This window comes from Streptomyces sp. NPDC016309 (assembly GCF_043077235.1).
Lineage (GTDB): Bacteria > Actinomycetota > Actinomycetes > Streptomycetales > Streptomycetaceae > Streptomyces.
The window spans coordinates 442,226-468,248 of the sequence record NZ_JBIBSG010000003.1 but is presented as its reverse complement, the minus strand read 5'-3'; the positions used below and the strand labels follow the sequence as shown (position 1 = coordinate 468,248).

22 protein-coding genes and 1 riboswitch are annotated in these 26,023 nt (G+C 74.5%); of the genes, 21 read left to right on the top strand and 1 reads right to left on the bottom strand.

What is annotated here, in order from left to right:
* Positions 1 to 75: 75 nt before the first annotated feature.
* The 19 genes from ACF068_RS09915 (at position 76) to ACF068_RS09825 (ending at position 21,924) form a co-directional block, all read left to right on the top strand.
* Complete coding sequence (locus tag ACF068_RS09915) at positions 76 to 963, top strand: LysR family transcriptional regulator (protein WP_392273673.1); 888 nt, start codon at positions 76 to 78, stop codon at positions 961 to 963.
* A gap of 375 nt (positions 964 to 1,338) precedes the next feature.
* Positions 1,339 to 1,998 (top strand): hemerythrin domain-containing protein, encoded by a 660-nt coding sequence (locus tag ACF068_RS09910; RefSeq protein ID WP_392273672.1) that lies wholly within the window; start codon positions 1,339 to 1,341, stop codon positions 1,996 to 1,998.
* Between the two features lie 66 nt (positions 1,999 to 2,064).
* On the top strand, positions 2,065 to 4,896 hold the full coding sequence (locus tag ACF068_RS09905; RefSeq protein ID WP_392273671.1) for an ATP-binding protein: 2,832 nt from the start codon (positions 2,065 to 2,067) through the stop codon (positions 4,894 to 4,896).
* Positions 4,897 to 5,047: 151 nt separating this feature from the next.
* A complete protein-coding gene (locus ACF068_RS09900; RefSeq protein ID WP_392273670.1) occupies positions 5,048 to 5,920 on the top strand; it encodes an NAD-dependent epimerase/dehydratase family protein in 873 nt (290 codons plus the stop codon).
* Positions 5,913 to 6,737, top strand: coding sequence for an MBL fold metallo-hydrolase (locus tag ACF068_RS09895; protein ID WP_392273669.1), 825 nt, complete (start codon positions 5,913 to 5,915; stop codon positions 6,735 to 6,737). Before ACF068_RS09900 ends, ACF068_RS09895 begins: the two co-directional genes overlap by 8 nt.
* Before the next feature lie 322 nt (positions 6,738 to 7,059).
* Positions 7,060 to 7,470, top strand: coding sequence for a VOC family protein (locus tag ACF068_RS09890; protein WP_392273668.1), 411 nt, complete (start codon positions 7,060 to 7,062; stop codon positions 7,468 to 7,470).
* A 68-nt stretch (positions 7,471 to 7,538) separates the two neighbouring features.
* Positions 7,539 to 7,922 (top strand): helix-turn-helix transcriptional regulator, encoded by a 384-nt coding sequence (locus ACF068_RS09885; protein WP_392273667.1) that lies wholly within the window; start codon positions 7,539 to 7,541, stop codon positions 7,920 to 7,922.
* 220 nt (positions 7,923 to 8,142) lie between these two features.
* Complete coding sequence (gene helR / locus ACF068_RS09880) at positions 8,143 to 10,290, top strand: RNA polymerase recycling motor ATPase HelR (RefSeq protein ID WP_392273864.1); 2,148 nt, start codon at positions 8,143 to 8,145, stop codon at positions 10,288 to 10,290.
* Between the two features lie 355 nt (positions 10,291 to 10,645).
* Positions 10,646 to 13,417 (top strand): SpoIIE family protein phosphatase, encoded by a 2,772-nt coding sequence (locus tag ACF068_RS09875; protein ID WP_392273863.1) that lies wholly within the window; start codon positions 10,646 to 10,648, stop codon positions 13,415 to 13,417.
* 15 nt (positions 13,418 to 13,432) lie between these two features.
* Positions 13,433 to 13,942, top strand: a complete 510-nt coding sequence (locus ACF068_RS09870) for a DinB family protein (RefSeq protein ID WP_392273862.1) — start codon at positions 13,433 to 13,435, stop codon at positions 13,940 to 13,942.
* Positions 13,943 to 14,166: 224 nt separating this feature from the next.
* Complete coding sequence (gene dhaK / locus ACF068_RS09865) at positions 14,167 to 15,153, top strand: dihydroxyacetone kinase subunit DhaK (RefSeq protein WP_392273666.1); 987 nt, start codon at positions 14,167 to 14,169, stop codon at positions 15,151 to 15,153.
* A 5-nt stretch (positions 15,154 to 15,158) separates the two neighbouring features.
* The gene (gene dhaL, locus ACF068_RS09860) at positions 15,159 to 15,782 is read left to right on the top strand and encodes a dihydroxyacetone kinase subunit DhaL (RefSeq protein ID WP_392273665.1); all 624 of its coding nucleotides are present in this window, start codon (positions 15,159 to 15,161) and stop codon (positions 15,780 to 15,782) included.
* Positions 15,779 to 16,180, top strand: coding sequence for a dihydroxyacetone kinase phosphoryl donor subunit DhaM (gene dhaM, locus ACF068_RS09855; RefSeq protein ID WP_392273664.1), 402 nt, complete (start codon positions 15,779 to 15,781; stop codon positions 16,178 to 16,180). Before dhaL ends, dhaM begins: the two co-directional genes overlap by 4 nt.
* A 39-nt stretch (positions 16,181 to 16,219) precedes the next feature.
* Positions 16,220 to 16,452, top strand: a riboswitch (cobalamin riboswitch).
* 29 nt (positions 16,453 to 16,481) lie between these two features.
* Positions 16,482 to 17,165, top strand: a complete 684-nt coding sequence (locus ACF068_RS09850; protein WP_392273861.1) for an energy-coupling factor ABC transporter permease — start codon at positions 16,482 to 16,484, stop codon at positions 17,163 to 17,165.
* Complete coding sequence (locus tag ACF068_RS09845) at positions 17,162 to 17,614, top strand: energy-coupling factor ABC transporter substrate-binding protein (RefSeq protein WP_392273663.1); 453 nt, start codon at positions 17,162 to 17,164, stop codon at positions 17,612 to 17,614. Before ACF068_RS09850 ends, ACF068_RS09845 begins: the two co-directional genes overlap by 4 nt.
* Positions 17,615 to 17,620: 6 nt before the next feature.
* On the top strand, positions 17,621 to 18,370 hold the full coding sequence (cbiQ, locus tag ACF068_RS09840; protein WP_392273662.1) for a cobalt ECF transporter T component CbiQ: 750 nt from the start codon (positions 17,621 to 17,623) through the stop codon (positions 18,368 to 18,370).
* Positions 18,367 to 19,218, top strand: a complete 852-nt coding sequence (locus ACF068_RS09835) for an energy-coupling factor ABC transporter ATP-binding protein (RefSeq protein WP_392273661.1) — start codon at positions 18,367 to 18,369, stop codon at positions 19,216 to 19,218. The genes cbiQ and ACF068_RS09835 overlap by 4 nt, the downstream gene beginning before the upstream one ends.
* 109 nt (positions 19,219 to 19,327) lie before the next feature.
* On the top strand, positions 19,328 to 21,361 hold the full coding sequence (locus ACF068_RS09830; RefSeq protein ID WP_392273660.1) for an FAD-dependent oxidoreductase: 2,034 nt from the start codon (positions 19,328 to 19,330) through the stop codon (positions 21,359 to 21,361).
* Between the two features lie 26 nt (positions 21,362 to 21,387).
* Positions 21,388 to 21,924, top strand: coding sequence for a PadR family transcriptional regulator (locus tag ACF068_RS09825; protein ID WP_392273659.1), 537 nt, complete (start codon positions 21,388 to 21,390; stop codon positions 21,922 to 21,924).
* A 135-nt stretch (positions 21,925 to 22,059) separates the two neighbouring features.
* Here ACF068_RS09825 and ACF068_RS09820 read toward each other — a convergent pair whose 3' ends face one another.
* A complete protein-coding gene (locus ACF068_RS09820) occupies positions 22,060 to 24,099 on the bottom strand; it encodes an HAD-IC family P-type ATPase (protein WP_392273658.1) in 2,040 nt (679 codons plus the stop codon).
* 103 nt (positions 24,100 to 24,202) lie between these two features.
* Between ACF068_RS09820 and ACF068_RS09815 the strand changes: the two genes are divergently transcribed.
* Positions 24,203 to 24,580, top strand: a complete 378-nt coding sequence (locus tag ACF068_RS09815; RefSeq protein ID WP_392273657.1) for an ArsR/SmtB family transcription factor — start codon at positions 24,203 to 24,205, stop codon at positions 24,578 to 24,580.
* A 23-nt stretch (positions 24,581 to 24,603) separates the two neighbouring features.
* Complete coding sequence (locus tag ACF068_RS09810; RefSeq protein ID WP_392273656.1) at positions 24,604 to 26,010, top strand: FAD-dependent oxidoreductase; 1,407 nt, start codon at positions 24,604 to 24,606, stop codon at positions 26,008 to 26,010.
* The last annotated feature ends 13 nt before the right edge of the window (positions 26,011 to 26,023 follow it).

The following is a 26,023-nucleotide window of genomic DNA, read 5'->3' as shown; positions in this document are numbered from 1 at the left end:
GCGGAAGTTCGGTGATCGTATACTTCTGCGGTTCGACGGCCTCGGGTTGTCGGCGAAGAAGGACACGGGGGCGTCATGGAGCTGCGGGACATCGAGATTTTCCTGGTGCTGGCCGAGGAGTTGCACTTCGGCCGGAGCGCCGAGCGGCTCCTGGTCTCCCAGGCACGGGTCAGCCAGGCCATCAGAAAACAGGAACGGCGCATCGGCGCCGCGCTGTTCGAGCGCACCAGCCGTACCGTGCGCCTGACCAGCGTCGGACGCCAACTGCGCGACGACCTGCAGCCGGTCTATGCGGGCCTGCACGAGTCCCTGGAACGCGCCCGGCTGGCGGCCCGCGGTGTCACCGGCCGGATCCGCGTCGGCATGCTGCCGTTCAACATCGTCGACATGCACCACTACTGGAAGACCTTCCGCTCGCGGTATCCCCAATGGGAGCTGGAGATTCGCCAACTGCCGTACGTGGATCCGTTCGGCCGGCTCCGTGACGACGACATGGACGTCCTCGTCACCTGGCTGCCCGTGGAGGAGCCGGACCTCACCGTCGGACCGGTCCTGTGTGAGAACTCCCGGATCCTCGCCGTGGCCGCCGACCATGAGCTCGCACAGCGAACGTCGGTGCGGCTGGAGATGTTCGCCGACTTCCAGCACGCCGTCGCCCCCGTCATGCCGGACTACTGGGAGGACAGCTACCTGCCCTTCCACACGTTCCAGGGCCGGCCGATCGAGCGTGGGCGCCCGGTGACCAACGCGGAGGAGCTGATCAACCAGGTCGGCATGGGCGAGATCATCCACTGCTTTCCCAGTCATGTCACGCGGCACTGGGGCATGCCGAACGTCCGCTGGATACCCGTCACGGACCTGTCGGCCTTGTCCTACGCCCTGGTCTGGCGGACCGAGGCGGAGAACGAGCTGATCAGCGCTCTCGCCGACACGGTTCGCGAACTCGGCGCCGTGAAGTGCTGACGCGCCGCCACGTCGCGGAGTCAACTGATCGCCGCATGCAGGGCGAAGCGGCCACGGTACCGCGTCTCCGCCAGGACCGAGGACATCCGCCCGTCGCGTCGTGCCACGAGCGCTCCTCCAAGGCGATAACCGTCAAGTTATCGATCGGCCCACGAAACCTGCGTTGATCCGGACAGGGCTCTCACGGGAGGCTTGTGACATCCGGGCACGCGTCGAGGGCCCAGGTCCCCCGGCCATCGCTCGCAGAACCGCCCTTTCCCTGATGCCCCGCTCCGTCAGGCGTGGCTTTCGCTGCTTTGTTCCTGGAGGAACCAGTCATGGCACCACTGCCTGACACGGGCTCACCCGGCCACCGGTCCCAGGAGTCAGACAGACGTGCAAGACAGGTTCGACATGACCGTGACGTACGCGATGCACAACGCATTACGCAGGGAGTTGCACTGCCTTGCCCGAGCCACCATCCGCACCCGTCCCGATCCCCGGAACGTCCTGCGCACCACCGCGGGCTGGGAGCTGTTCCGGCGGGCATTGCATGCCCACCACGGCGCCGAGAACGACGCGCTGTGGCCCTCTCTGCGCCAGGCCCTGAACGGCCACCCCTTCTCCCTGGCGCGGCTGGAGGTCATCGAGGCCGAGCGCGCCGCGCTCGCTCTGCTCCTCGAGGCGATCGACCGGACGCTGGCCGGCCCCGATACGGGGCTCGGCCTCTTCCTCGACCTCACCGGCTCGCTGGTCACCGGTCTGCGCGGACACCTCCGCCACGAGGAGGAATCCATGCTCCCGCTGGTGCAGACCACCCTGAGCAGGGAGCAGTGGGAGCACTTCGGGCGCGTTCACGCCCAGCGGATCGGATCCGACGCGGCACGGCTCCTGCCATGGCTCCTGGACGGCGTCGCCGAGCGGACCGCGGCCGCCATTCTGATGCGGCTCCTGCCCGAGTCCGCGCACCACACGTACGCCCACCGGTGGCGGCCCGCCTACGCCGTGCTCGACCGGTGGGGTACCCGGGACGCTCTGCACATCACCCGGTCCTGAAGCCCGTACATCGTCAGCCGCGCTCACCTTGAGGGTGCGGCGCCTGAAAGAGAGGGAGAGTCACCGATGACCGACGCGGTCCTGGCAGGTGCCTCCGACCGGGGGCCCGTCGGTCTCAGCGGCCGGGACCACGAACGAGAAGTCCTCGACAGGCTCGTGACGGGAGCCCGGGAGAGCCGGGGCGGGGCCGTGGTGCTCCTCGGTGAGGCGGGGTCGGGCAAGACAGCGCTGCTCGACTGGTGTGCCTCGGCGGCGGCAGGGGGAGCCCGCCTGCTGCGGTGCACCGGTGTCCAGTCGGAGGCGGCGCTGCCGTACGCCGGTCTGCAGGTGCTCCTCCGGGGAGACCTGGACCGGGTCAGGAGCCTGCCGGAGCGTCAGTCGCGGGCGCTGCGCGGGGCGATCGCGCTGGACGACGCGCCCGCCGGGGACCGCTTCCTGATCGGAGCCGCGACGCTGGGCCTGCTCGACGAACTGGCCGAGGAACGGCCGATCGTGGTCCTGGTCGACGACGCGCATTGGCTGGACCTGGAGACCATGGACGCGCTGCTGTTCGCGGCCCGCCGGCTCGGCATGGGGCGGGTGGCCATGGTGTTCGCCGCGCGTGATGATTCGGCGGCCTTCGACGGTGCGCCGGGCTTGCCGATGCTGCACCTCGGGCCGCTGACCGACGAGGAGGGGTCGGCGCTGCTGGCCGGCCGGGCGCCCGATCTGCATGCTGCCGTGAGCAGCCGGATCCTCGGGCTCGGGCAGGGTAATCCGCTCGCCCTGGTCGAGCTCGTGGGGGCTCTGACGGCGGCCCAGCGGGACGGGAGCGAGCCGCTGGACGCGCGGGAAATCGCCGTGTTGCCCGTGTCGTGGCGAGTGCGGCGGATCTTCGACGAGCGGATCCGGGCGCTGCCCGAGCCGACCCGTCTGCTGCTGACGGTCGCCGCGGCGGACGACACCGGTGACGTGGCGTTGGTGGTGGCGGCGGGAGAACTGGTGGGCGTGACCGCCGGGGACCTCGGGCCGGCGGAGGCGGCGGACCTGGTGAGGGTGTCCGGGCGTCGGCTGGTGTTCCGGCATCCGCTGGTGCGGGCCGCCGCGTACCAGGGGGCCGTGCTGGTCGAGCGGACGGCCGCGCACCGAGCGCTCGCCGAAGCGGCGCCGGCCACCGGGGACGTGGGCCGCCGGGCCTGGCACCTGGCCGCGGCAACCGTCGGCTACGACGAGGTGGTCGCCGCCGAACTGGAGCGCAGCGCCGAGCTGTTCCGCTCGCGTGGTGGCCGGGCCGCGGTCGCCGCTGCCTATCGGCGCGCCGCTCGGTTGACCGAGGACAAGGAGTCCCGGTCGCTGCGGCTGGCCGCCGCGTCGGCCGCCGCTGCCGAGGCCGGACAGGTGGAGCTCGCCAGGGCGCTCGCCGACGAGGCGGAGCCGGTGAGCAGTCTGCCGGCGGTCGCCCGGCTGGCCAGTGTCCGGGCGGCGCTCGAACACGGGCAGGGCCGCGCGGAGTCGGCGCGGCTGCTGCTCGTCGAAGCGACGGCCGAGGTGACGGCGCACCATCCGGCGATGGGGGCGTGGCTGCTGTTCGAGTCGGCCGCGATGGCCTGGGACGCACCGGACCCGGTGGCGGCGGCCCGGGACACCCGGGCTCGGGTAGCCGGTCTGGACTTCGGCGAGCATCCCGTGCACCGGGGCGCGGCTGGGGTGCTCGACACGATGGCGGGTGATCCGGCGGGCGGAGCGGGGGCGATACGGGAGTTCGCCGCATACGTCACGCGGACCCGGCAGGAGCGCAGCCTGACCGACCAGGTGCGACTCCACGGCTGGGACATGCTCCTCGGCGACTACCCCAAGGTGCACGACGAGGCCGTGGCCCTGGAGTGGGAGTGCCGTGCGGAGGGTGCCGTCGGTGTGCTGGCGCGGGTGCTGCTGCGGCTGGCGCGGCTGCGGCTGTTCCTGGGCCGGCACCGGGACGCGTACGCGACGGCGGTCGAGGGCCTGGAGATCGCTTGCGACACCGGTCAGCGTCATCTCGCCACGATGCTCAGCGGCGTCCTGGCGGTGTTGGCCGCGCTCGACGGGGAGGAGCCGGGCGGCACGGAGGGAGCAGGAGGGACCGACGGTCCGGGCGGCGGGGACCGGCAGGGTTCCGCCCGGCGGGCGGGGCGTGACCTGTGCCCCGGGGTCGCGCCGATCCCGACCTGGCTGACCAGGGCGCAGGGCATGCTCGACCTCGGGCTCGGCCGCTACGACCGGGCGCTGCAACGCTTCGCCGCCCTGACCGTGGGCCCGCACCGGAACCTCATGGTCTCCGTGCACAGCCTGCCCGACCAGGTGGAGGCCGCCGTGCGGATCGAGCGGGCCGCCATCGCGGTGCCGGCCGCCGAGCGTTTCGCGCGCTGGGCCGGGGCCACCGGAACCGCGTGGGCGGGGGCGGTGGAGCTGCGCTGCCGTGCCCTGCTCACCGCCGACGACGCTGGGGCGGAGGAGTTCTACCAGCGGGCGCTCGCCGCCCACGAGGGGGACGGCCGCCCGTTCGAGGAGGCGCGCACTCGGCTGCTGTACGGGGAGTGGCTGCGCCGGGCGAAACGCCGGGCCGACGCCCGGGAGGCGCTGACCGTGGCGCTGGAGTCGTTCGAGCGGATGCCGGCGGGCGCGTGGGCGGACCGGGCCCGCACGGAGCTGCGGGCCGCCGGTGCCGCTCCGGCCGCACCGGCGGCGGGCGCGGATGTCGTGGGCCGGCTGACCGAGCAGGAACTGCGGGTCGCCCGGCTCGCGGCGACGGGCCTGAGCAACCGGGACATCGGCGCCCGCCTGTTCCTCAGCCCCCGCACGGTCGGCTACCACCTGTCCAACGCCTACCCGAAGCTCGGTGTGACATCGCGGTCCGCCCTGGGAGCGCTCGACCTGGGCTGAGGTCCCGCAGCCCGCCGCCCCCGTCGACCCGGTCACCCCGTCCACCCGCACAAACGAACGCTGGTACGACACCCGGTCGTTCGACGGATCCGGGCGTCGGGCGCGGTTCCTACGGTTCTCCTGTTCGAGAAACGTCCCCATGGGAGGGTTCATGAAGGTTCTGGTACTCGGTGCCACCGGTTACATCGGCTCCGCCGTGGTGTCGCGCCTGACACGGGAGGGCCACGACGTAGTGCCCCTGGTCAAGGACGCGGCCGCGCTGGAGCCGGACATGCCGGTGCGGGTCGGCGATCTGGCCGACCCGGCGTCGCTGCGCGCGGCTGTGACGGACGACCTGGACGCGGTGGTGAACCTGGCCACGCCGACCGGTGATGAGGCGGTGGACACCGCCGCCCTGGAGGCGCTGCTCGCGCCGCTGCGCGGCACGGGCCGGGCATTCGTCTACACCAGCGGCGTATGGGTGCTCGGCTCCACCGGGGACGCCCCGCTGACCGAGGACGCCGAAACCGACCCGATCGCGATCGTCGGCTACCGGCCGCGGATCGAGCAGCGGGTGCTGGCCGCCGCCGGGGACGACGTCCGGGCCCTGGTGATACGGCCGGGCATCGTGTACGGCAGGGACGGTGGCATCCCCGCCCTGATGACCGGCTGGGCCCGGGAGCACGGCACGGGTCGCTACGTGGGTCCGGTCGCGACCCGCTGGCCGATGGTGCACGTCGATGACCTCGCCGAGCTGTACGTCCTCGCACTGACCAAGGGCCAGTCGGGTGACCTCCTGCACGGCGTGGCGTGGGAGTCCGTCCCGGCGGCCGCGATCGCGGCGGCCGCCGACATCGCCGCGGGCGGCGCCGGCCGGGCCGAGTCGTGGCCGCTCGCGGAGGCCACCGAGACGCTCGGGGCGCCGTTCGCCGAGGCACTCGCGCTCGACCAGGTGGTGTCGGGACGGCGCGCCGTCGAGGAGCTGGGCTGGCGGCCGAGCCGCCCGTACGTCCTCACCGAGCTCGCCGGAGGCGGCCGTGGCTGACACCGCCATCCCGGCCCCTCCGATCTGCCGCACCTGCGGCACCCAGTACGCCGCCCCGCGCCCGGACTGCCCGGTCTGCCTGGACGAGCGGCAGTACGTGAACACGGCCGGCCAACGGTGGACGACCCTGGCCGAGTTGCGCGAAGAGGGCCACACCGGCCTCTTCGAGGAGCAGGGCCCCGGCGTGCTGGGCGTCGGCGTCACCCCCCAGTTCGCCATCGGCCAGCGAGCACTGCTCCTTCGCACCGCCGCCGGCAACGTCCTCTGGGACTGCACTCCCTACCTCGACGACACCATGGTCCGGGCCGTCGAGGAACTCGGCGGCATCGACCACATCGCCATCAGCCACCCCCATTTCTACTCCTCGATGGTGGAGTGGGCCCACGCCTTCGACGCCCCGGTCCACCTCCACGAAGCCGACCGCCAGTGGGTAGGCCGCCCGGACCCGGCGGTGCGCTTCTGGAAGGGCCGCACACTCCAACTCACCGACGAGCTCACTCTGATCAACCCGGGCGTGCACTTCCCCGGCAGCGCGGTCCTGCACTGGAGCGCGGGCGACGGGGCCCTGTTCACCGGCGACGTGGTCAACGTCTGTCCGGACAACCGCTGGGTCACCCTCATGTACAGCTACGCCAACCACATTCCGGAGCGCCCCCACGCGGTCCGCGCTGCCGCGGACCTGCTCGCCGGCTACCGCTTCGAGCGCATCTACGGCGCCTGGTGGCACCGGGTCGTCACCTCTCACGGCAACGAGGTGCTGGCCCGATCCGTCGAACGCTACCTCCGCTTCGAACAGGGCACGGCCCTGGGCGGCTGACACGGGTGCCGGCCCACGGCGCGGCGTAGGTGGCACTGACCGCCGGCCGCCGGGTCCGAACGGGTGCGGAGGGCCGGGCGCCCGGCTCGGCAGCCGGGGCCGGACGGGTGCGGGGTGCCGGGGGCCGGGTCAGCGCCGGGGCCGGGGCCGGGCGGGTGCGGGCGCCGGGGCGGACGGGTGCGGGTGCCGGGTCAACGCCGGGGCCGGGGCCGGGCGGGTAGGGGCGCCGGGGCGGACGGGGCCACGGGGTGGTCCGGAGGGGGCGTGGATCGGTCACGAATCGAGAAGCGCGGGCCGCCGGGTCGTGCCTAGCATGATCGTCATGAACATCACCATCCACACCAGCGTCCTCCCGCACGACGACCCGGACGCCTCCCTCGCCTTCTACCGCGACACCCTCGGTTTCGAGGTCCGCAGCGACGTCGGGCAGGGCACGATGCGCTGGATCACCGTCGGCCCCGTCGGCCAGCCCGGCACGTCCATCCTGCTGGCGCCGCCGGCCGCGGACCCGGGGATCACCGAGGACGAGCGGCGCACCATCACCGAGATGATGGCCAAGGGCACCTACGGCTGGATCCTGCTGGCCACCCCGGACCTCGACGGCACCTTCGAGAAGCTCCAGGCGGGCGACGCCGAGGTGGTCCAGGAGCCGACCGACCAGCCGTACGGCGTCCGCGACTGCGCCTTCCGCGATCCCGCGGGCAACCTGGTCCGCATCCAGGAGGTCCGCTGAGCCATCCGGTCACCCGCCTCCGGGCGGGCCACCGGATGCTCGCGGACACCGACGGAAGGGAGTCCTCCATGTGTCACCCCTCGTGGGGCCCCGCCCTCACGGCGGCACGGCGCCGCAGCGACCTCGCCCGGCTGCGCCGTGTGCGGGACCGGATCGACCGGGAGTACGCGCGGCCGCTGGATCTGTTGGCGCTCGCCCGTGGTGAGAACCTGCCAGCCGGGCTGTTGAGCCGTCAGTTCCGGCTGGCCTACGGGATGTCGCCGTACGCGTACCTGACGGCCCGTCGTATGGACCGGGCGGCGGCGCTGCCGCGGCGTGGCGGCCTCACGGTCGCCGAGGTCCGGCCGGCGGTCGGCTGCGCGTCCCCAGGCACGTTCGGCGCCCGTTTCACCGAGCGGGTCGGCGTGCCGCCCGGTGCCTGCCTCCGCGCCACGGCCACCGCCACGGTGTAGCCAGGGCAAAAAAAATGGGCCCCACCTCCGGCCACTCTCAACTTATAGCGCACCGGGGGGCTTGCGGCAAGGCCCCCGTCGTACCGCAGAATCGCCCGCCGAGGCCAGAAACTGCGGAAACGGGAGATCCACGACGTGCGTGCGCTGTTGGTTGTTCATGAGTGGTGCGATGAGGTCGATCCGGTGGGACCCGGTCGAGCCGCGGATCGGGGCTGAGGACATGAACCCCGTGACCACCCGTGCGTTCGGCCTTCCCGACCGCCTGGCCGCCAAGGCCGATCCGGCGCTGATCGCCGGTGACGAGCGGCACTTCGCGGCGATCGCGGAGAGCCTGGAGCAGGCGATCGCCGAGCTCTCCGACCGCCTCACCGCCGCGCGGCGGGCGCCGGGGGGCGTCGGCCGTGAGGCCATGGAGCGGGACCTGGAGGTGCACCGGCTCACCGCTCGGCTGCGTACTCTGCGGCGCTACGGCCTGGACCTGTGCCTCGGCCGCATGGCCGGCGCGGACGACCCGGAACCCGTGTACGTCGGGCGGCTCGGCCTCACCGACGGGGACGGGCGCCGACTGCTGGTCGACTGGCGCTCCCCCGCTGCCGAGCCGTTCTTCGGGGCGACCCACGCCAACCCGATGGGTCTGGCCGGCCGCCGCCGCTACCGCTGGACCGACGGGCGGATCAGTGACTACTGGGACGAGGTGTTCACCGCCGACGGGCTGGAGGGGCACGCCGCGCTCGACGACCAGTCCGCCTTCATCGCCGGCCTGGCCGGCCACCGGTCGCCCCGGATGCGGGACGTCCTCGCCACCATCCAGGCCGACCAGGACGCCGTCATCCGGGCGGGGTCGCGCGGCGCCCTCGTCGTCGACGGCGGTCCGGGAACGGGGAAGACCGTGGTCGCCCTGCACCGCTCCGCCTACCTGCTGTACGCGGACCCGCGCCTCGGCCACCGGCGCGGCGGCGTGCTGTTCGTCGGCCCGCACCGCCCGTACCTGGCCTACGTCTCGGACGTCCTGCCGAGTCTGGGCGAGGAGGGCGTCCGGACCTGCACGTTGCGGGACCTGGTCGCCGAGGGGGCGGCCGCGGTGCCCGAGACCGACCCGGAGGTGGCCCGGCTGAAGTCGTCCGCGGACATGGTGCGGGCGATCGAGAAGGCCGTCCGGTTCTACGAGGCGCCGCCCACCGAGTCGATGACCGTGACCACGCCCTGGTCCGAGGTCCGGCTGACCGCCGACGACTGGGCCGAGGCGTTCGCCGCGCCGGCACCCGGCACCCCGCACAACGAGGCGCGCGACCAGATCCGGGACGAGCTGGTGACGATCCTGCTGGACAAGCACGACGCCGACGTGCCGCACGACCTGGTCCGGAGGGCGCTGCTGAACGACGGGGAGCTGGTCGGGACGCTCAACCGTGCCTGGCCGCTGATCGAGGCGGCCGACCTCGTCGGGGACCTGTGGTCGGTACCCGCCTATCTGCGGATGTGCGCTCCCTGGCTCACGCCCGACGAGGTGCGCGCGTTGCGGCGGGCGGACCCCCAGGCCTGGACGGTGTCCGACCTGCCGCTGCTGGACGCGGCCCGGCAGCGGCTCGGCGACCCGGAGGCGTCCGTGCGCAAGCGCCGGCACGAGGCCTCCGTCGCCGCGGAGCGGGAGCGGATGGCCGGCGTCATCGACAACGTGCTGGCGGCCGACGACGACGGCGAGGGCGCGGTGACGATGCTGCGCGGCCAGGACCTGCGGGACACCCTGGTCGACGGGAGCGCGCCGCCCGCCGGGGATCCGGATCCGTACGCGGGCCCCTTCGCGCACGTCGTGGTGGACGAGGCGCAGGAGCTGACCGACGCGGAGTGGCAGATGCTGCTGCTGCGCTGCCCGTCCCGGAGCTTCACCGTCGTCGGGGACCGGGCCCAGGCCCGGCACGGCTTCACCGAGTCGTGGGAGGAGCGGCTGGAGCGGGTCGGGCTCGACCGGATCACCGTGGCCTCGCTGGGCGTGAACTACCGGACGCCGGAGGAGGTCATGGCGGAGGCGGAGCCGGTCATCCGGTCGGTGCTGCCCGACGCCAACGTGCCCGTCTCGGTCCGCAGCAGTGGCGTCCCCGTGGTCCACGGGTCCGTGGAGGAGCGGGACGCGGTCCTCGACGGCTGGCTCGCCGCGCACCCCGACGGGATCGCCTGCGTGATCGGCGACCCCACCTTCCCGGACACGCCGCGGGTCCGGTCGCTGACCCCCGAGCTGTCCAAGGGCCTGGAGTTCGATCTGGTCGTTCTCGTCGACCCGGAGGCGTTCGGCACGGGCGTGGAGGGGGCGGTCGACCGCTACGTCGCGATGACCCGGGCCACCCAGCGGCTCGTCGTCCTCACCGGCTCCTGACATCCTCACCGATGCCCGGCACCGGCCCGGTGCCGGGCACCGGGCCGGCCGGGGACGGACCGGGCCGGTGCCGGGGCCGCTCGGATCCGGCCACCGCCGGGTGCCGTACCCGCGCGTCCGGCCCCGAGGTCACCGACAATGGAGCAGTGCGGGCTTCTGCCCGTGGCTCCGGCCCGCGGGCTTGTCTCCTCCGGCGCGGAAAGAGATGTGGACTTTGGCCAGAAAGGGCGGCGGGCGTTCCCGCTCGGACCGGTGGTCGCCGGACCGCGACGACCGGCGCCGGTCCGGCGGCGGGCGCCCGGGACCGGGTGCGCGGGGGCGCTCCCTGCCGGTGCCGCGCACCGCCGCCGGCCAGGTGTTCCTCTTGCAGGTCGTGATCGTGCTGCTGCTGGTCGCGGCGGCGATGACGGCCGTGGTCGTCCAGGCGAACCGGGCGGGCGAGCGGGAGGCCGAGCGGCTGTCGGTGACGGCGGCGCAGACGTTCGCGAACGCCCCCGGCACGGCCGCCGCGCTGGTCTCGCGGAACCCGACGCTCCTGCTCCAGCCGCGGGCCGAGGCGGCCCGCGTGGCGGCGGGCGTGGACTTCATCGTCGTCCTGAACACCGCCGGCACCCGCCTCACGTACCCGGACCCGAACCAGATCGGCAAGAAGTTCGTCGGCACGATCCAGCCGGCGCTGGAGGGCCGCACCGTCGTCGAGCAGGCCGGCGGGCCGCCGCTGCCCAGCGGGACGGGAACGGCGGTGCAGGCCGTGGTGCCGGTGTTCGGCCCGGGCGGCGCGGTCGTCGGGCTGGTCTCCGCCGGGATCACCGTGGAGAACGTCGGCGATCCGGTGCAGCGGCAGCTCCCGCTCATCCTCGGTGCCGGTGCGGCGGCGCTCGCCCTGTCCATCGTCGGGGCGGCGCTGGTGTCCCGGCGGCTGCGGCGGCAGACGCACGGCATGGGCCCGGCGGAGATGACCCGGATGTACGAGCACCACGACGCCGTCCTGCACGCGGTGCGGGAAGGCGTGCTGATCGTCGGGGCGGACGGCACGGTGCTGCTGGCCAACGACGAGGCGCGGCGGCTGCTGGACCTGCCGGCGGACGCCGAGCGGCGCCGGGTGGCGGACCTGGGGCTGGACGGGGAGGCGGCGCGGCTGCTGGGGTCCGCCGAGCCGGTCACGGACGCGGTGTGCCTGGCCGGCGACCGGTTGCTGGCGGTGAACAAGCGGCCCACCGCTCCGTACGGGGGCCAGGCGGGCTCCGTGGTGACCCTGCGGGACACCACGGAGCTGGCGACGGTCACCGGACGGGCGGAGGTCGCCCGGGAGCGGCTGCGGCTGCTGTACGACGCCGGTGCCCGGACGGGCACCACGCTGGACGTGACCCGCACCGCCGAGGAGCTCGCGGAGGTGTCCGTGCCCCGGTTCGCGGACGCCGTGACCGTGGAGCTGCTGGACCCGGTCCTCCGGGGCGAGGAGCCGCCGCCCGGGCGGGACACCGAGCTGCGCCGGGCCGCCGCGTGCGGCCGGGCGGACGGTCTCGCCCTCCTCCCCGTCGGCGCGCCGGTGCGTCCCGAGCCCGACGAGCCGGTCGCCCGCGCGGTGGCGACCGGGCGCGCGGTGCTGGCGGCCGGTCCGGCCCCCGCCGGAGACGTCGCCGCGGGACCGGACCCGGACCCGGAGCGGGAGCCGGACCCGGGCCCGGAGCGGGAGCGGGACGGCTCCGAACCGGGCGGCTCCGAACCGGCGGACGGTGCGGACACGGGCGCCGGGCCGGATGGCGCGGGCGCGGGTCCGCGGTCCCTGATCGCGGTGCCGATCCGGGCGCGGGGGGTGCTCCTGGGAGTGGCGAACTTCTGGCGGGCGGGCACCTCCGCGCCCTTCGACGAGGACGACACGTCCTTCGCCGAGGAACTGGCCGCCCGGGCGGCGGTCGCGATCGACAACGCCCGCCGCTACACACGCGAGCACGCCATGGCCGTGGCCCTCCAGCGCAGCCTCCTGCCCCGCGGCACGCCCGACCAGGACGCCCTGGAGGCGGCCTACCGCTACCTGCCCGCCCGGGCCGGTGTCGGGGGCGACTGGTTCGACGTGATCCCGCTGTCCGGCGCCCGGGTGGCGCTGGTGGTCGGCGACGTCGTCGGCCACGGCCTGCACGCCGCCGCCACCATGGGCCGGCTGCGTACCGCCGTGCACAACTTCTCCACCCTCGACCAACCGCCCGACGAACTGCTGGGGCACCTGGACGAGCTGGTCACCCACATCGACGCGAACGAGGCCGTCGAGGAGGAGCGGGACGGCCAGGGCATCACCGGCGCCACCTGCCTGTACGCGATCTACGACCCGGTGTCCGGGCGGGTCACCGCCGCCACCGCCGGCCATCCGCTGCCCGCGGTGGTCCTGCCGGACGGGAACGTGTCCTTCCTGCCCGTCCCGGTCTCACCGCCGCTGGGCCTGGGTGCCGGACTGCCGTTCGAGACCGCCGAGGCGTCCCTCCCCGAGGGGTCGACGCTGGTGCTCTACACCGACGGGCTGATCGAGGAGCGGGGCCGCGACCTGGACGCCGGTCTGGAGGCGCTGCGCGGCGCGCTGGCGGCGACCGGCCGTACCCCGGAGGACACCTGCGCCGCGGTCGTGGAGGCCATGCTGCCCGCCCAGCCCGGCGACGACATCGCGCTGCTGGTGGCCCGTACCCACCGCCTCGACCCGTCGGACTTCGCCCGGTGGGACGTCCCCCGGGACCCGGCCGCGGTGGCACCGGTGCGCGCCGCGTGCGCCCGCCGCCTGGCGGACTGGGGCCTGGGCGACATCAGCTTCAACACCGAACTGATCCTCAGCGAGCTGATCACCAATGCCATCCGCTACGGCGGCGACCCGATCAGCGTGCGGCTGCTCCGCGGCCGCAGCCTGATCTGCGAGGTCTTCGACGGCAGCAGCACCTCGCCCCACCTGCGCCGTGCGAAGACCACCGACGAGGGCGGCCGCGGCCTGTTCCTGGTCGCCCGGTACGCCGAGCGCTGGGGTACCCGGTACACCCCGGAGGGCAAGGTCATCTGGACGGAGCAGTCCCTCCAGGCGACGGCCGCGGACCCGGCGGCGACCGGCGACGAGCTGCTCGACCAGTGGAGCGACGACACGTGGTGAAAGGCGGTGCGCACGATGAACGGCGCGGGTGTGCTGGTGGACGGATTCGGGCGGGTGCGGGAGGCCGTGCACGACGCGGTCGGGGGGCTCTCGCCGGAGCTGCTGCACGCGCGGCTGGACCCGGGGGCCAACACCATCGCCTGGCTCGTCTGGCACCTCACCCGCATCCAGGACGATCACGTGGCCGGCGTCGCCGGCGAGGAGCAGCTCTGGCTGTCGGAGGGATGGGCGGACCGGTTCGGCCTGCCGTTCCCGGCGACGGCGACGGGCTACGGGCACACCGCCGAGGAGGTCGGGTCGGTACGGGTGCGGACGCCGGCGCTCCTGCCGGATTACTACGACGCCGTCCACGAACGGACCGTCGGATTCGTCCGGACCCTCCGTGACGCCGACCTGGACCGCGTCGTGGACACCTCCTGGTCGCCCCCGGTCACCCTGGGCGTGCGCCTGGTCAGTGTCGTGGCGGAGGACCTCCAGCACGCGGGACAGGCCGCGTTCCTCCGGGGCTGCCTGGAGCGCCGTTGACGCCGCGCGCACGCTCCGGCGCCGGAGCGACGCCTACGGGGACGCGTCGGGGGCCGTGCCCGGGGACGCGGCGGGGGACGCCTCGGGGGCCGTGTCCGGCGCGATCCGGTCCGATGCCCGTCACCGCCCCGATACTGGGCCGGACGGCCCGTCACCGGGGTGCCGGGAGGGCGGCCGGCAGCCAGGACCACCTGCTCGCACCAAGCTGGGAGGCACCGTTGAGAATGCTGATCAACGTACCCGAGACCGTGGTCGCCGACGCGTTGCGCGGGATCGCGGCCGCACATCCGGAGCTCACCGTGGACGTGGAGCACCGGGTCGTCGTCCGGCGGGACGCGCCGGTCGCCGGGCAGGTGGCGCTGGTGTCCGGGGGCGGGTCCGGTCACGAGCCGCTGCACGCCGGGTTCGTGGGGCCGGGGATGCTGTCGGCCGCCTGCCCCGGTGAGGTGTTCACCAGCCCCGTGCCGGACCAGGTGGTACGGGCGGCGGCGGCCGTGGACAGTGGGCGCGGGGTGCTCTTCGTCGTCAAGAACTACACCGGTGACGTGCTGAACTTCGAGATGGCCGCCGAGCTCGCCGAGGACGAGGGCGTCCAGGTGGCGAAGGTCGTCGTGGACGACGACGTGGCCGTCGCCGACAGCACGTTCACCGCCGGACGGCGCGGGACGGGGGCCACGCTGTTCGTGGAGAAGATCGCCGGAGCGGCGGCCGAGGAGGGTGCGCCGCTGGAGCGGGTGGAGGCGATCGCCCGCCGGGTGAACGCGAGCGCGCGCAGTTTCGGGGTGGCGCTCAGCGCCTGCACCACCCCCGCGAAGGGCAGCCCCACGTTCGACCTGCCGCCGGGCGAACTGGAGCTGGGCATCGGCATCCACGGCGAGCCGGGCCGGGAGCGGCGGCCCATGATGACCTCCCGCGAGATCGCCGACTTCGCGGTCGACGCCGTCCTGGAGGACCTGCGGCCCGGCGGTCCGGTGCTGGTGCTGGTCAACGGCATGGGGGCGACACCGCTGCTGGAGCTGTACGGGTTCAACGCCGAGGTCCAGCGCGTGCTGGGCGAGCGGGGCGTTCCCGTGGCCCGTACGCTCGTCGGCAACTACGTGACCTCGCTCGACATGGCCGGGTGCTCCGTGACCCTGTGCCGGGCCGACGAGGAACTGCTGCGACTGTGGGACGCGCCGGTGCGGACCGCCGCGCTCCGCTGGGGACGGTGAGGGGCGTGCTCGACGCGGACTTCTTCCGGCGCTGGCTGACCGGGGCGGCGGCCGCCGTGGACCGGGAGGCCGGCCGGCTCACCGAGCTGGACGCGGCGATCGGCGACGCCGACCACGGCGCCAATCTGCGACGCGGTTTCGCCGCGGTGGTCACGGCCCTGGAGGACGAGCGGCCCGGGACACCGGGGGCCGTGCTCACCCTCGCCGGGCGGCAGCTCATCTCCACGGTCGGCGGCGCGTCGGGGCCGTTGTACGGGACGCTGCTGCGGCGCACGGGCAAGGCTCTGGGCGACGCCGCCGAGGTGGCGCCGGTGCAACTGGCCGAGGCGCTGCGGGTGGGCGTGGCGGCGGTGGCGCAGCTCGGCGGGGCGAAGGCCGGGGACAAGACGATGCTGGACGCGCTGGAGCCGGCCGTCGAGGCACTGGCCGAGTCGCTCGGCGAGTCGCTCCCGGCGGCGGCGGAGGCGGCGGACCGGGGCGCCCTGGGGACCGTGCCGATGCGGGCCCGCAAGGGCAGGGCCAGTTACCTGGGTGAGCGCAGCGAGGGGCACCAGGACCCGGGGGCGACGTCCTCCGCCCTGCTGTTCGCGGCGCTCGCCGAGGCGGGGGCGGAGCGGGGCGGCCGGTGAGCGGGCAGGTGGGTGTGGTCCTGGTCTCGCACAGCGCGGCGGTGGCGTCCTCCGTGGCCGAGCTGGCGCGGGGCCTGGCCGGCGGCGGCACCGCGCCGGTGGCGGCCGCGGGCGGCACCCCGGACGGGGGGCTCGGCACCAGCGCGGAGCTGATCACGCGGGCGGCGACGGCGGTCGACGGCGGTGCGGGGGTGGCCGTCCTGGTGGACCTGGGAAGCGCCGTCCTGACGGTGAAGGCCCTGCTCGCGGAGGGGGACGAGCTGCCCGAGGGCACCCGGCTGGTGGACGCGCCGTTCGTGGAGGGGGCCGTGGCGGCGGTGGTCACCGCGTCGGCGGGCGGTGACCTGGACGCGGTGGTGGCGGCGGCGTCCGAGGCGTACGGCTACCGCAAGGAATGAGGTGTGCCCCGCGGGTGGAGCCGGGCCGTGCGCCGACGCGCGGCTTGTGATGTACCTGGTCAACGCACTACTGTCGCAGGGCCTTGGTGTACGGGAAACCGGTGCGGTACCGGTGCGGCCCTCGCCACTGTGATCGGGAAGTCCGGCTCCACTCCCGGGGACCACCTCGGGAAGCCACTGGAACGTCGCGGGGAACCGCGTCGTCCGGGAAGGCGGAGCCGCGGCGGCATGACCCGTCAGCCAGGAGACCGGCCAGGGCGCGTTGTCCATCCACGAGGTGCTGGAGAGGGTCTCCTTCCATATGCATATCGCCGAGGGCTATCTGCCCCCCGTGCACGCGGCCGCCTGGAGCGTCGCGGCCGCCCCCTTCGTCGTCCACGGGGTCAGGGCCCTGACCCGTGAGGTCAAGGCCAATCCGGAATCGACCCTTCTGCTCGGTGCGTCCGGCGCCTTCACGTTTGTGCTGTCCGCCCTGAAACTGCCCTCCGTGACGGGCAGTTGCTCCCACCCGACCGGCACGGGGCTGGGCGCGATCCTGTTCCGGCCGCCGATCATGGCGGTGCTGGGCACCATCACGCTGCTGTTCCAGGCGCTGTTGCTGGCCCACGGCGGCCTGACGACCCTGGGCGCCAACGCGTTCTCCATGGCGATCGTCGGTCCGTGGGCCGGCTACGGGACGTACCGGCTGCTGCGCCGTTTCGAGGTGCCGCTGATGGTGAGCGTGTTCTTCGGGGCCTTCGTCGCCGACCTGTCCACGTACTGCGTCACCAGCGTGCAGCTCGCGCTGGCGTTCCCGGACCCCAGCAGCGGGGTGGCCGGCGCGCTGGCCAAGTTCGGCGGCATCTTCGCGATCACTCAGGTTCCGCTGGCGGTCAGCGAGGGGCTGCTCACCGTGCTGGTGATGCGGCTGCTGATGCAGTCCAGCAAGGGTGATCTGGCACGGCTCGGCGTCGTGTCCGCGAACAAGGAGGCCGTGGCCCGATGAGCCGTAACGCCAGGATCAACTCGCTGCTGCTGCTCGTCGTGGTCGCGCTGGCCGTCCTGCCGCTGGCCCTGGGCATGGGCGACCACAAGGAGGAGCCGTTCACGGGCGCCGACGGGCAGGCGGAGACGGCGATCACCGAGTCCCACCCGGACTACGAGCCGTGGTTCACCCCGCTGTACGAGCCGCCGTCCGGCGAGATCGAGTCGGCGCTGTTCTCGCTCCAGGCCGCCCTGGGCGCCGGTGTACTGGCCTACTACTTCGGTCTGCGGCGCGGCCGCCGGCAGGGCGAGGCCCGGGCACGGGCGGGGTCCCCCGGCGGGGACGCCCCGGCGGCGGACACCCCGGGTACCCCGGACACCCCGGGCACTCCCGGCACCCCGGACGCGGCACCGGCCGACGCGGTCGGCGCGGGTGGCTCCGGGGCCGACGCGCCGCGGACGCCGGCGTAACCGCCGGTGCTGCCGATCGACGCGGCGGCGCACAGCAGTCGCTGGCGCCGCCGCCATCCGTGCGAGAAGGCCGCGCTGGGCTTCGGCCTGACGCTGCTGGCCGTGTGCCTGCCGCCGTGGCCGGGGGCCGCGCTGGTCGCCGCCGCGACCCTCGTGGTGCTGCTCGGCCCGGCCGGGGTCCCGCCGCGCCGGCTGTGGCGGGCGTGGCGCGTCCCGCTCGGCTTCTGTGTGACGGGCGCGCTGCCCCTGCTGTTCCAGGTTGGCGGGGCGGAGGGGTTCGTCACGCTCGCGCCCGACGGGCCGGCGCACGCCGGGCGACTGCTGCTGCGCACGTCGGCGGCCTCGATGGGCGTGCTGCTGTTCGCGTTCACCACCCCGGTGTCCGACGTGCTGCCCCGGCTGGTCCGGGCGGGCGTCCCGGCGCCGGTCGTCGACGTGGCGCTGGTGATGTACCGGATCAGCTTCCTGCTGCTGGACGCGGTCCGGCGGATCCGGGAGGCGCAGGCGGCGCGGCTCGGGCTGACGAGCCGGGCGGCCACCTGGCGCTCCCTGGCGGGCCTGGGCGCGACCGCGTTCGTGCGCGCCTTCGACCGGGCGGCGCGGCTCCAGACGGGGCTGGCCGGGCGGGGCTACGACGGCACGCTGCGGGTGCTGGTGCCGCCCACGGCGGTGTCCGGGCGCTTCCTCGCCGCGACGGGCGTGCTGCTCGCCGGGCTCGTCGTCGCCACCTTCGTACTCGAGAGGTTCCTGCCATGAATGCTCCCGCCGTCGTGGAACTCGTCGGTGCGGGATACGCCTACGAGGACGGTCCCGCCGTGCTCGAGGGCGTCGACTTCGCCGTGCCGGAAAAGCGCTCCATCGCGTTGCTGGGCCGCAACGGGGGCGGCAAGACGACGATGCTGCGGCTGCTGAGCGGTGGCCTGCGGTGCGCGAGCGGCCGGTTGCGCCTGGAGGGGCGCGACGTGTCGTACGACAGGGCGGGGCTGACCCGGCTGCGGACGACGGTGCAGCTCGTGGTGCAGGACCCGGACGACCAGTTGTTCGCGGCGTCCGTGGGCCAGGACGTGTCGTTCGGGCCGCTGAACCTGGGCGTGCCGGAGGCGGAGGTGCGCGAGCGGGTGCGGGAGGCGCTGGAGGCGCTGGACATCGCGGCGCTGGAGGACCGGCCGACGCACCTGCTGTCGTACGGGCAGCGCAAGCGGGCCGCGATCGCGGGCGCGGTGGCCATGCGGCCCCGGGTGCTGGTCCTCGACGAGCCGACGGCCGGTCTGGACCCGCACGGCCAGGAGCGGCTGCTGGCCGTCCTGGACCGGTTGCGCGCCTCCGGGACCACGGTCGTGATGGCGACGCACGACGTGGACCTGGCGCTGCGCTGGGCCGACGACGCGGCGGTCCTCACCCCGGACGGGCTGCGCACCGGTCCGGCGGCGGAGCTGCTGGCCGACCAGGCCCTGCTGGACGCGGCCCGGCTGCGCCGCCCGTGGGGGATGGCGGTGGCGCGGGTGCTGCGGGAGCGGGGCCTGCTGGGGGCACAGGAGCCGGGCCCGCGCACCCCGGAGGAGCTGGAGGACTGGGCGGCGGCCGCGGTCCCGGGCGGCGCGTAGGCGGCGGTACGTAGCGGAGGTCACGCCCCGATCCTTATGCAACTTGTTGCACAAGGCCCCCGGGGTCGTCTACAACTGGGGCGACGACATCGCGCGAGGAGGCGCCCCCATGACTGCGACCCCGGCCCCGGCCCCGTACCCGCACCTGCTCAGCCCCCTGGACCTGGGGTTCACCACCCTGCCCAACCGGGTGCTCATGGGGTCCATGCACGTCGGGCTGGAGGAGGCGGAGAACGGCTTCGCCCGCATGGCCGCCTTCTACGCCGAGCGCGCCCGCGGCGGCGTCGGGCTGATCGTCACCGGTGGCATCGCGCCCAACGACGCGGGCCGGCCGTACGAGGGCGGGGCCAGGCTCACCACCGAGGAGGAGGCCGCGCAGCACCGGGTCGTGACGGACGCGGTGCACGCGGCCGGCGGGCGGATCGCGATGCAGATCCTGCACTTCGGGCGGTACGCCTACCACCGCGACCTGGTCGCGCCGAGCGCCCTCCAGGCGCCGATCAGCCCCTTCGTGCCGAACGAGCTCACCGACGCCGAGGTCGAGCGGACGATCGAGGACTACGTACGGGCCGCGGAGCTCGCCAGGTCGGCCGGGTACGACGGCGTCGAGATCATGGGCTCCGAGGGCTACCTGATCAACGAGTTCATCGCCGCCGCGACGAACCGGCGCGAGGACCGCTGGGGCGGGTCGTACGAGAACCGCGTCCGCTTCCCGCTGGAGATCGTCCGCCGCACGCGTGAGCGCCTCGGCGAGGACTTCATCCTGATCTACCGGCTCTCCATGCTGGACCTGGTGCCGGGCGGCTCGACCCTGGAGGAGGTCGTCGCGCTCGCCCGGGAGATCGAGGCCGCCGGTGCGACGATGATCAACACGGGCATCGGCTGGCACGAGGCCCGGATCCCCACCATCGCGACCTCGGTGCCGCGCGGCGCGTACACCTGGGTCACCAAGAAGCTGATGGGCTCGGTGTCCATCCCGCTGATCACCAGCAACCGCGTCAACACCCCGGAGGTCGCCGAGAGGATCCTGGCGGAGGGGCGCGCGGACATGGTCTCCATGGCCCGGCCCTTCCTCGCCGACCCGGAGTTCGTGGCCAAGGCCGCGGACGGGCGGCCGGAGACCATCAACACCTGCATCGGCTGCAACCAGGCCTGCCTGGACCACACCTTCAGCGGGAAGATCACCTCCTGCCTGGTCAACCCGCGCGCCTGCCACGAGACCGAGCTGGTCCTCTCCCCCACCCGGCTGCGCAAGCGGATCGCCGTCGTCGGCGCCGGGCCGGCCGGGCTCGCCTGCTCGGTGGCGGCCGCCGAACGCGGCCACGAGGTGACGCTGTTCGACGCCGCGGACGAGGTCGGCGGACAGCTCAACATCGCCAAGCGGGTGCCGGGCAAGGAGGAGTTCGACGAGACGCTGCGCTACTTCCGCACGCAGCTCGAACTGCGCGGCGTGGACGTGAAGCTGGGCACGTACGCCACCGCCGAACTGCTCGCCGGGTACGACGAGGTGGTCGTCGCGACCGGCGTCACCCCGCGCACGCCCGCCATCGAGGGCGTGGACCACCCGAGCGTGGTCAGCTACCTGGACGTCCTGCGGGACGGGGCGCCGGTCGGCGAGCACGTGGCGATCATCGGGGCGGGCGGCATCGGTTTCGACGTGGCCGAGTTCCTCACGGACGGCGGCGAGGGCGCGAGCCAGGACGCCGAGACCTACTTCCGCCAGTGGGGCGTCGACACCGCGTACGCGGGGCGCGGCGGGCTGCGCGCGCCGGAGCGGCCGAAGCCGCCGCGCACGGTGCACCTGCTCCAGCGCAAGACGTCCAAGGTCGGCGCGGGGCTGGGCAAGACGACCGGGTGGATCCACCGCACCGAGCTCAAGCACCGGGGCGTGACCATGGTCGCGGGCGCGTCGTACGACCGGATCGACGACGAGGGCCTGCACATCACCGTGGACGGTGAGTCCCGTACCGTGCCGGTCGACACGGTGGTGCTCTGCACGGGGCAGGAGCCGAGGCGCGAGCTGTTCGACGAACTGGCGGCGGCCGGGGTGCCGGTGCACCTGATCGGCGGCGCGGACGTGGCGGCGGAGCTCGACGCCAAGCGCGCCATCGACCAGGGGACGCGGCTGGCGGCGACCCTGTGACGGTGCCGCGTCCTTAGGATGCGGTCATGTCACTGCCGCACGCGATCCTCACCGCCCTGCTCGAGAAGCCGTCCTCGGGTCTGGAACTGACCCGCCGCTTCGACCGGTCGATCGGCTACTTCTGGTCGGCCACGCACCAGCAGATCTACCGCGAGCTGGGGAAGCTGGAGCAGGCGGGGCACATCCGGGCCCTGCCCGCCCCGGTGGTGTCCCGGGGGCAGAAGAAGGAGTACGAGGTGCTGCCCGCGGGCCGGGCGGAGTTGACGGACTGGGTACGGCGCACCGAGGACCCCAAGCCGATCCGGGACGCCCTGCTGCTGCGGCTGCGGGCCGCGGCGGTGGTGGGGACGGAGGGCCTCGCGGACGAGCTGCGCCGCCACCTGGCCCTGCACCGGGCCCAGTTGGAGGACTACCTGGGCATGGAGGAGCGGCAGTTCCCGCCGGAGCGCGACTCCGAGGCGGACCGGCTGCGGCACCTGGTGCTGCGCGGCGGGATCGAGCTGGAGCGGTTCTGGACGGCGTGGCTGACGGAGGCGCTGGCGGAGTTCGACCGCGACCGCTGACGGCCCCGGCCCGGGCCCGCCGCACACCCGTCCCCCGCCGCCCCGCCCCGGCCGGCCCCGCCCCGGCCGGGCGTCCGGGGCCGCGCGACCACCCGCTGCCCGATCGGCTTCGACCGCCGGCCCCTGCGCCAGGGCCTACGACAGGGCCTTCCGCCAGGCGGCTTCGCGCAGCAGGCGCAGGCCGTTGAGGCCGACCAGGACCGTGGAGCCCTCGTGGCCGGCCACGCCCAGCGGCAGCGGCAGGTGCCCGGCCAGGTCCCACACCACCAGGGCGCCGATGCACACCCCGGCGATCACCAGGTTCTGCACGACCAGTCCCCGGGCGCGCCGGGAGAGGGCCACCACGGCCGGGACGGTGGCCAGTTCGTCGCGGACGACGACGGCGTCGGCGGTCTCCAGGGCCAGGTCGGAACCGGCCCGGCCCATCGCGATGCCGCTGTGGGCGGCGGCGAGGGCGGGCGCGTCGTTGACGCCGTCGCCGACGACGAGGGTGCGCAGGCCGGCGTCCTCCCACTCCCGTACCGCCGCGACCTTGTCCTCGGGCAGCAGTCCGGCGCGGACATCCGTGATCCCGGTGTCGGCGGCGACCCGGCGCGCCGCCGGTTCGTTGTCGCCGGTCAGCAGGACCGGGGTGGTGCCGCTGAGGCGGGCGAGGGCGGCGACGGCGGCCGGGGCGCCCTCGCGCAGCCGGTCGGCGACCCCGAGCACGGCGACGGGCGAGCCGTCGACGGTCACCTCGACGGCGGTCCGGCCCGCGGCCTCCAGTTCCCGGGCGGCGGGCGACGGGCCGGCCGGGCGCCCCACGGTGACCTCCCGGCCGTCGACCAGGGCCCGTACGCCCCGGCCGGGGGCGGACGAGAACTCCGTGGCGCGGGGCACCGAGAGGCCGCGCTCCCGGGCGGCGGCCACCACCGCCCGGGCCAGGGGGTGTTCGCTCGGCAGCTCGGCACCGGCGGCCAGGGCGAGGACCTCCTCCTCGGTGAAGGCCGCGGACCCCATAGAGGCCGCGGACCCCGTGGACCCCGTGGACGCCGTGGCGGTTGTGGCGGTTGTGGCGGTTGTGGAGGCCGCGGAGGTCGTGGACTCCGCAGACGCCGTGGCGGTCAGCCGTACCTCGGCGATCGTCGGCGCGCCCTCGGTGAGGGTGCCCGTCTTGTCGAGCGCGACCCGGTCCACCCGGCCCAGCCGCTCCATCACCACGGCCGACTTGACGAGCACGCCGTGCCGGCCGGCGTTGGCGATCGCGGACAGCAGCGGCGGCATGGTCGCGAGCACCACCGCGCACGGCGACGCCACGATCATGAAGGTCATGGCCCGCAGCAGCGTCGCGGTGAGGTCCGCGCCGAGGGCGAGGGGCACGGCGAACAGCGCCAGGGTCGCGACGACGACGCCCACCGAGTAGCGCTGCTCGACCTTCTCGATGAAGAGCTGCGTGGGCGCCTTGGTGGCGCTGGCCTCCTCCACCATGGCCACGATCCGGGCGATGACGGACTCGGAGGCGTCCTTGCCGACCAGTACGCGCAGCGCTCCGGTGCCGTTGAGGGTGCCCGCGAAGACGTCGTCGCCGGGCCGCTTGGGCACGGGCAGCGGCTCGCCGGTGATGGTGGCCTGGTCGACGTCGCTCGCGCCGTCGAGCACCGTGCCGTCCGCCGGCAGCCGCTCCCCCGGGCGTACGAGGACGGTGTCGCCCACCCGGAGGTCCGCCACCTCCACCGGCTCCTCGCCCCCGTTCTTCAGCCGCACCGCCCGGGCGGGCGCCAGGTCCAGCAGGCCGCGCACCGAATCGGCGGTGCGCCGGGTGGCGACGGCCTCCAGGGCGCCCGAGACGGCGAAGATGACGATGAGCAGCCCGCCGTCCAGGTACTGCCCGATCGCGGCGGCGCCGAGGGCGGCGACCACCATCAGCAGGTCGACGTCGAGGGACCGGTCGCGCAGGGCCCGGAGACCGGCCCAGCCCGGCTCCCAGCCGCCGGCCGCGTAGCAGACGGCGTACAGCGGGCCCCACAGCCACGCCGGAGCCCCCGCGAGATCGAGCGGGAACGCGGCCAGGAACGCGACGGCCGACAGCGCGGCCCAGCGGACCTCGGGCAGCGCGGACAGCCTGGTCCGGCGGGACGGGGGGACGGCACGGACGGACGGGGCCGCGGGCCTGGCGTCGAGCACCGGGGAAGCCATGGGCGTGCACCTCTTCACGGGGGCGGCGGGAACGGCACCACCATAGCGGAATACATGAAGACCTCTTCATCCATACGTGGGACACGCGGCTACGATGATCCCCATGGGACACGGAGTGAACGGCGAGACGACCCCGGCGGCACGCCTGGACGCGGAGTCCGCGGCCACCATCGCCGCCACGCTCCAGGCCCTCGCCACGCCCTCCCGGCTGATGATCCTCACCCGCCTGCGCCAGGGGCCGTGCGGGGTGACGGAGCTGGCCGAGTCGGTCGCCATGGAGCAGTCCGCGGTCTCCCACCAACTGCGGCTGCTGCGCGCCCTGAGCCTGGTCACCGGGGTGCGACAGGGCCGCCGCATCGAGTACAGCCTGTACGACAACCACGTGGCCCAGCTCCTCGACGAAGCCGTCTACCACATCGAGCATCTCCGGCTCGGCGCACGGGACCTGCCCCAACGCCCCGTGGATACTGGTCAGTCGTAGACCGACGACGCGAAGGGGCGCGCATGGGCGACCGGTTGGGCACCAAGGACGCGACACGGCACGCGGTGGTCATCGGCGGGAGCATCGCGGGACTGCTCGCCGCCCGGGTGCTCGCCGAGCACGCGGAGCGGGTCACGATCGTCGAGCGCGACCACTTCCCCGATGAACCGGAACCGCGGGCCGGCGTACCGCAGGGACACCATCTGCACGTGCTCCTGGAAGGCGGCCAACTGGCCCTGGAGCGGCTGCTGCCGGGCGTGGTGGACGAGCTGCGGGAGCAGGGCTCGCCCCGGGTGGGCCTGCCGGAGGACATCGTCTCCTGGCAGGCGGGCCGGTGGTTCCGGCGTACCGCCACCACGGCGTCCCTGCTCACCGGGGCCCGGCCGCGCCTGGAGCACCTCGTCCGGCGCCGGGTGCTGGCCGATCCGCGCATCGGCGTGGCGCAGGGCGCCGAGGTGGTGGGCCTGCTCGGGGACGCCACCCGCGTCCGCGGGGTGCGCCTCCGCGAGCGGGACGCCGGGCAGGAGACCCACGAGGTCGGTGCCGACCTGGTGGTGGACGCGTCTGGGCGCGGCACCCAGGCGCCGCGCTGGCTCTCCGCGATCGGCGCCGAGCCGCCGCACGAGGAGACCATCGACACCGGGCTCGCCTACGCGACGCGGCTGTACCGGGACGGGTCCGGGGGCGCGCTGGCGGACTGCCTCGGCTACTTCGTCGTGCCCAGCCCCGGACAGACCCGGGGCGGTGTGGTGATGCCCGTGGAGGACGGCTGCCACCTCGTCACTCTGTCGGGGCTGCGCGGGGACGAACCGCCCACGGACCCCGAGGCGTTCGAGGACTTCGCCAAGCGGCTCCCCCACCCGATCGTGCACGAGTGGATGACGCGGGCGCGTGGCGAGTCCGCCGTGCGCGCCTTCCGCCGGACGGCCAACGTACGGCGCCGGTACGACCGTCCGGGCCGCCGCCCGGCCGGGTTCCTGGCGACCGGCGACGCGCTGTGCACGTTCAACCCGGTGTACGGCCAGGGGATGGCGGTGGCGGCGATCGGCGCGGTGGCGCTGCGCGACGCGCTGGCGGACCCCCGCCGGACGCCCACGACACGGCGGGTGCAGCGCGCCCTGTTCGAGGCCTCCCGGCAGGCGTGGGACATCTCCGCCGGGGCGGACAAGGGCATGCCCGGTGCGGTGGGCAGCGCGGTGGCGTCACGTGCCGTGGACCGGCCGGTCACCTGGTACCTGGACCGCGTCCAGGCCCGGTACACCGGCAACCCGGTGGTGGGGCGGACCTTCCGCTCCGTGCTGTCCCTGGTGGACCCGGTCACGGCGCTGTTCGCGCCGCGGGTGGCCCGCGAGGTGCTCTTCCGGCCGGTGCCGCCGACGCCGGCGGAACCGCCCCGGTCGCCCGAGGGCGCGGACGGTTGCGCCGGCTGACCGCCGACCGGGT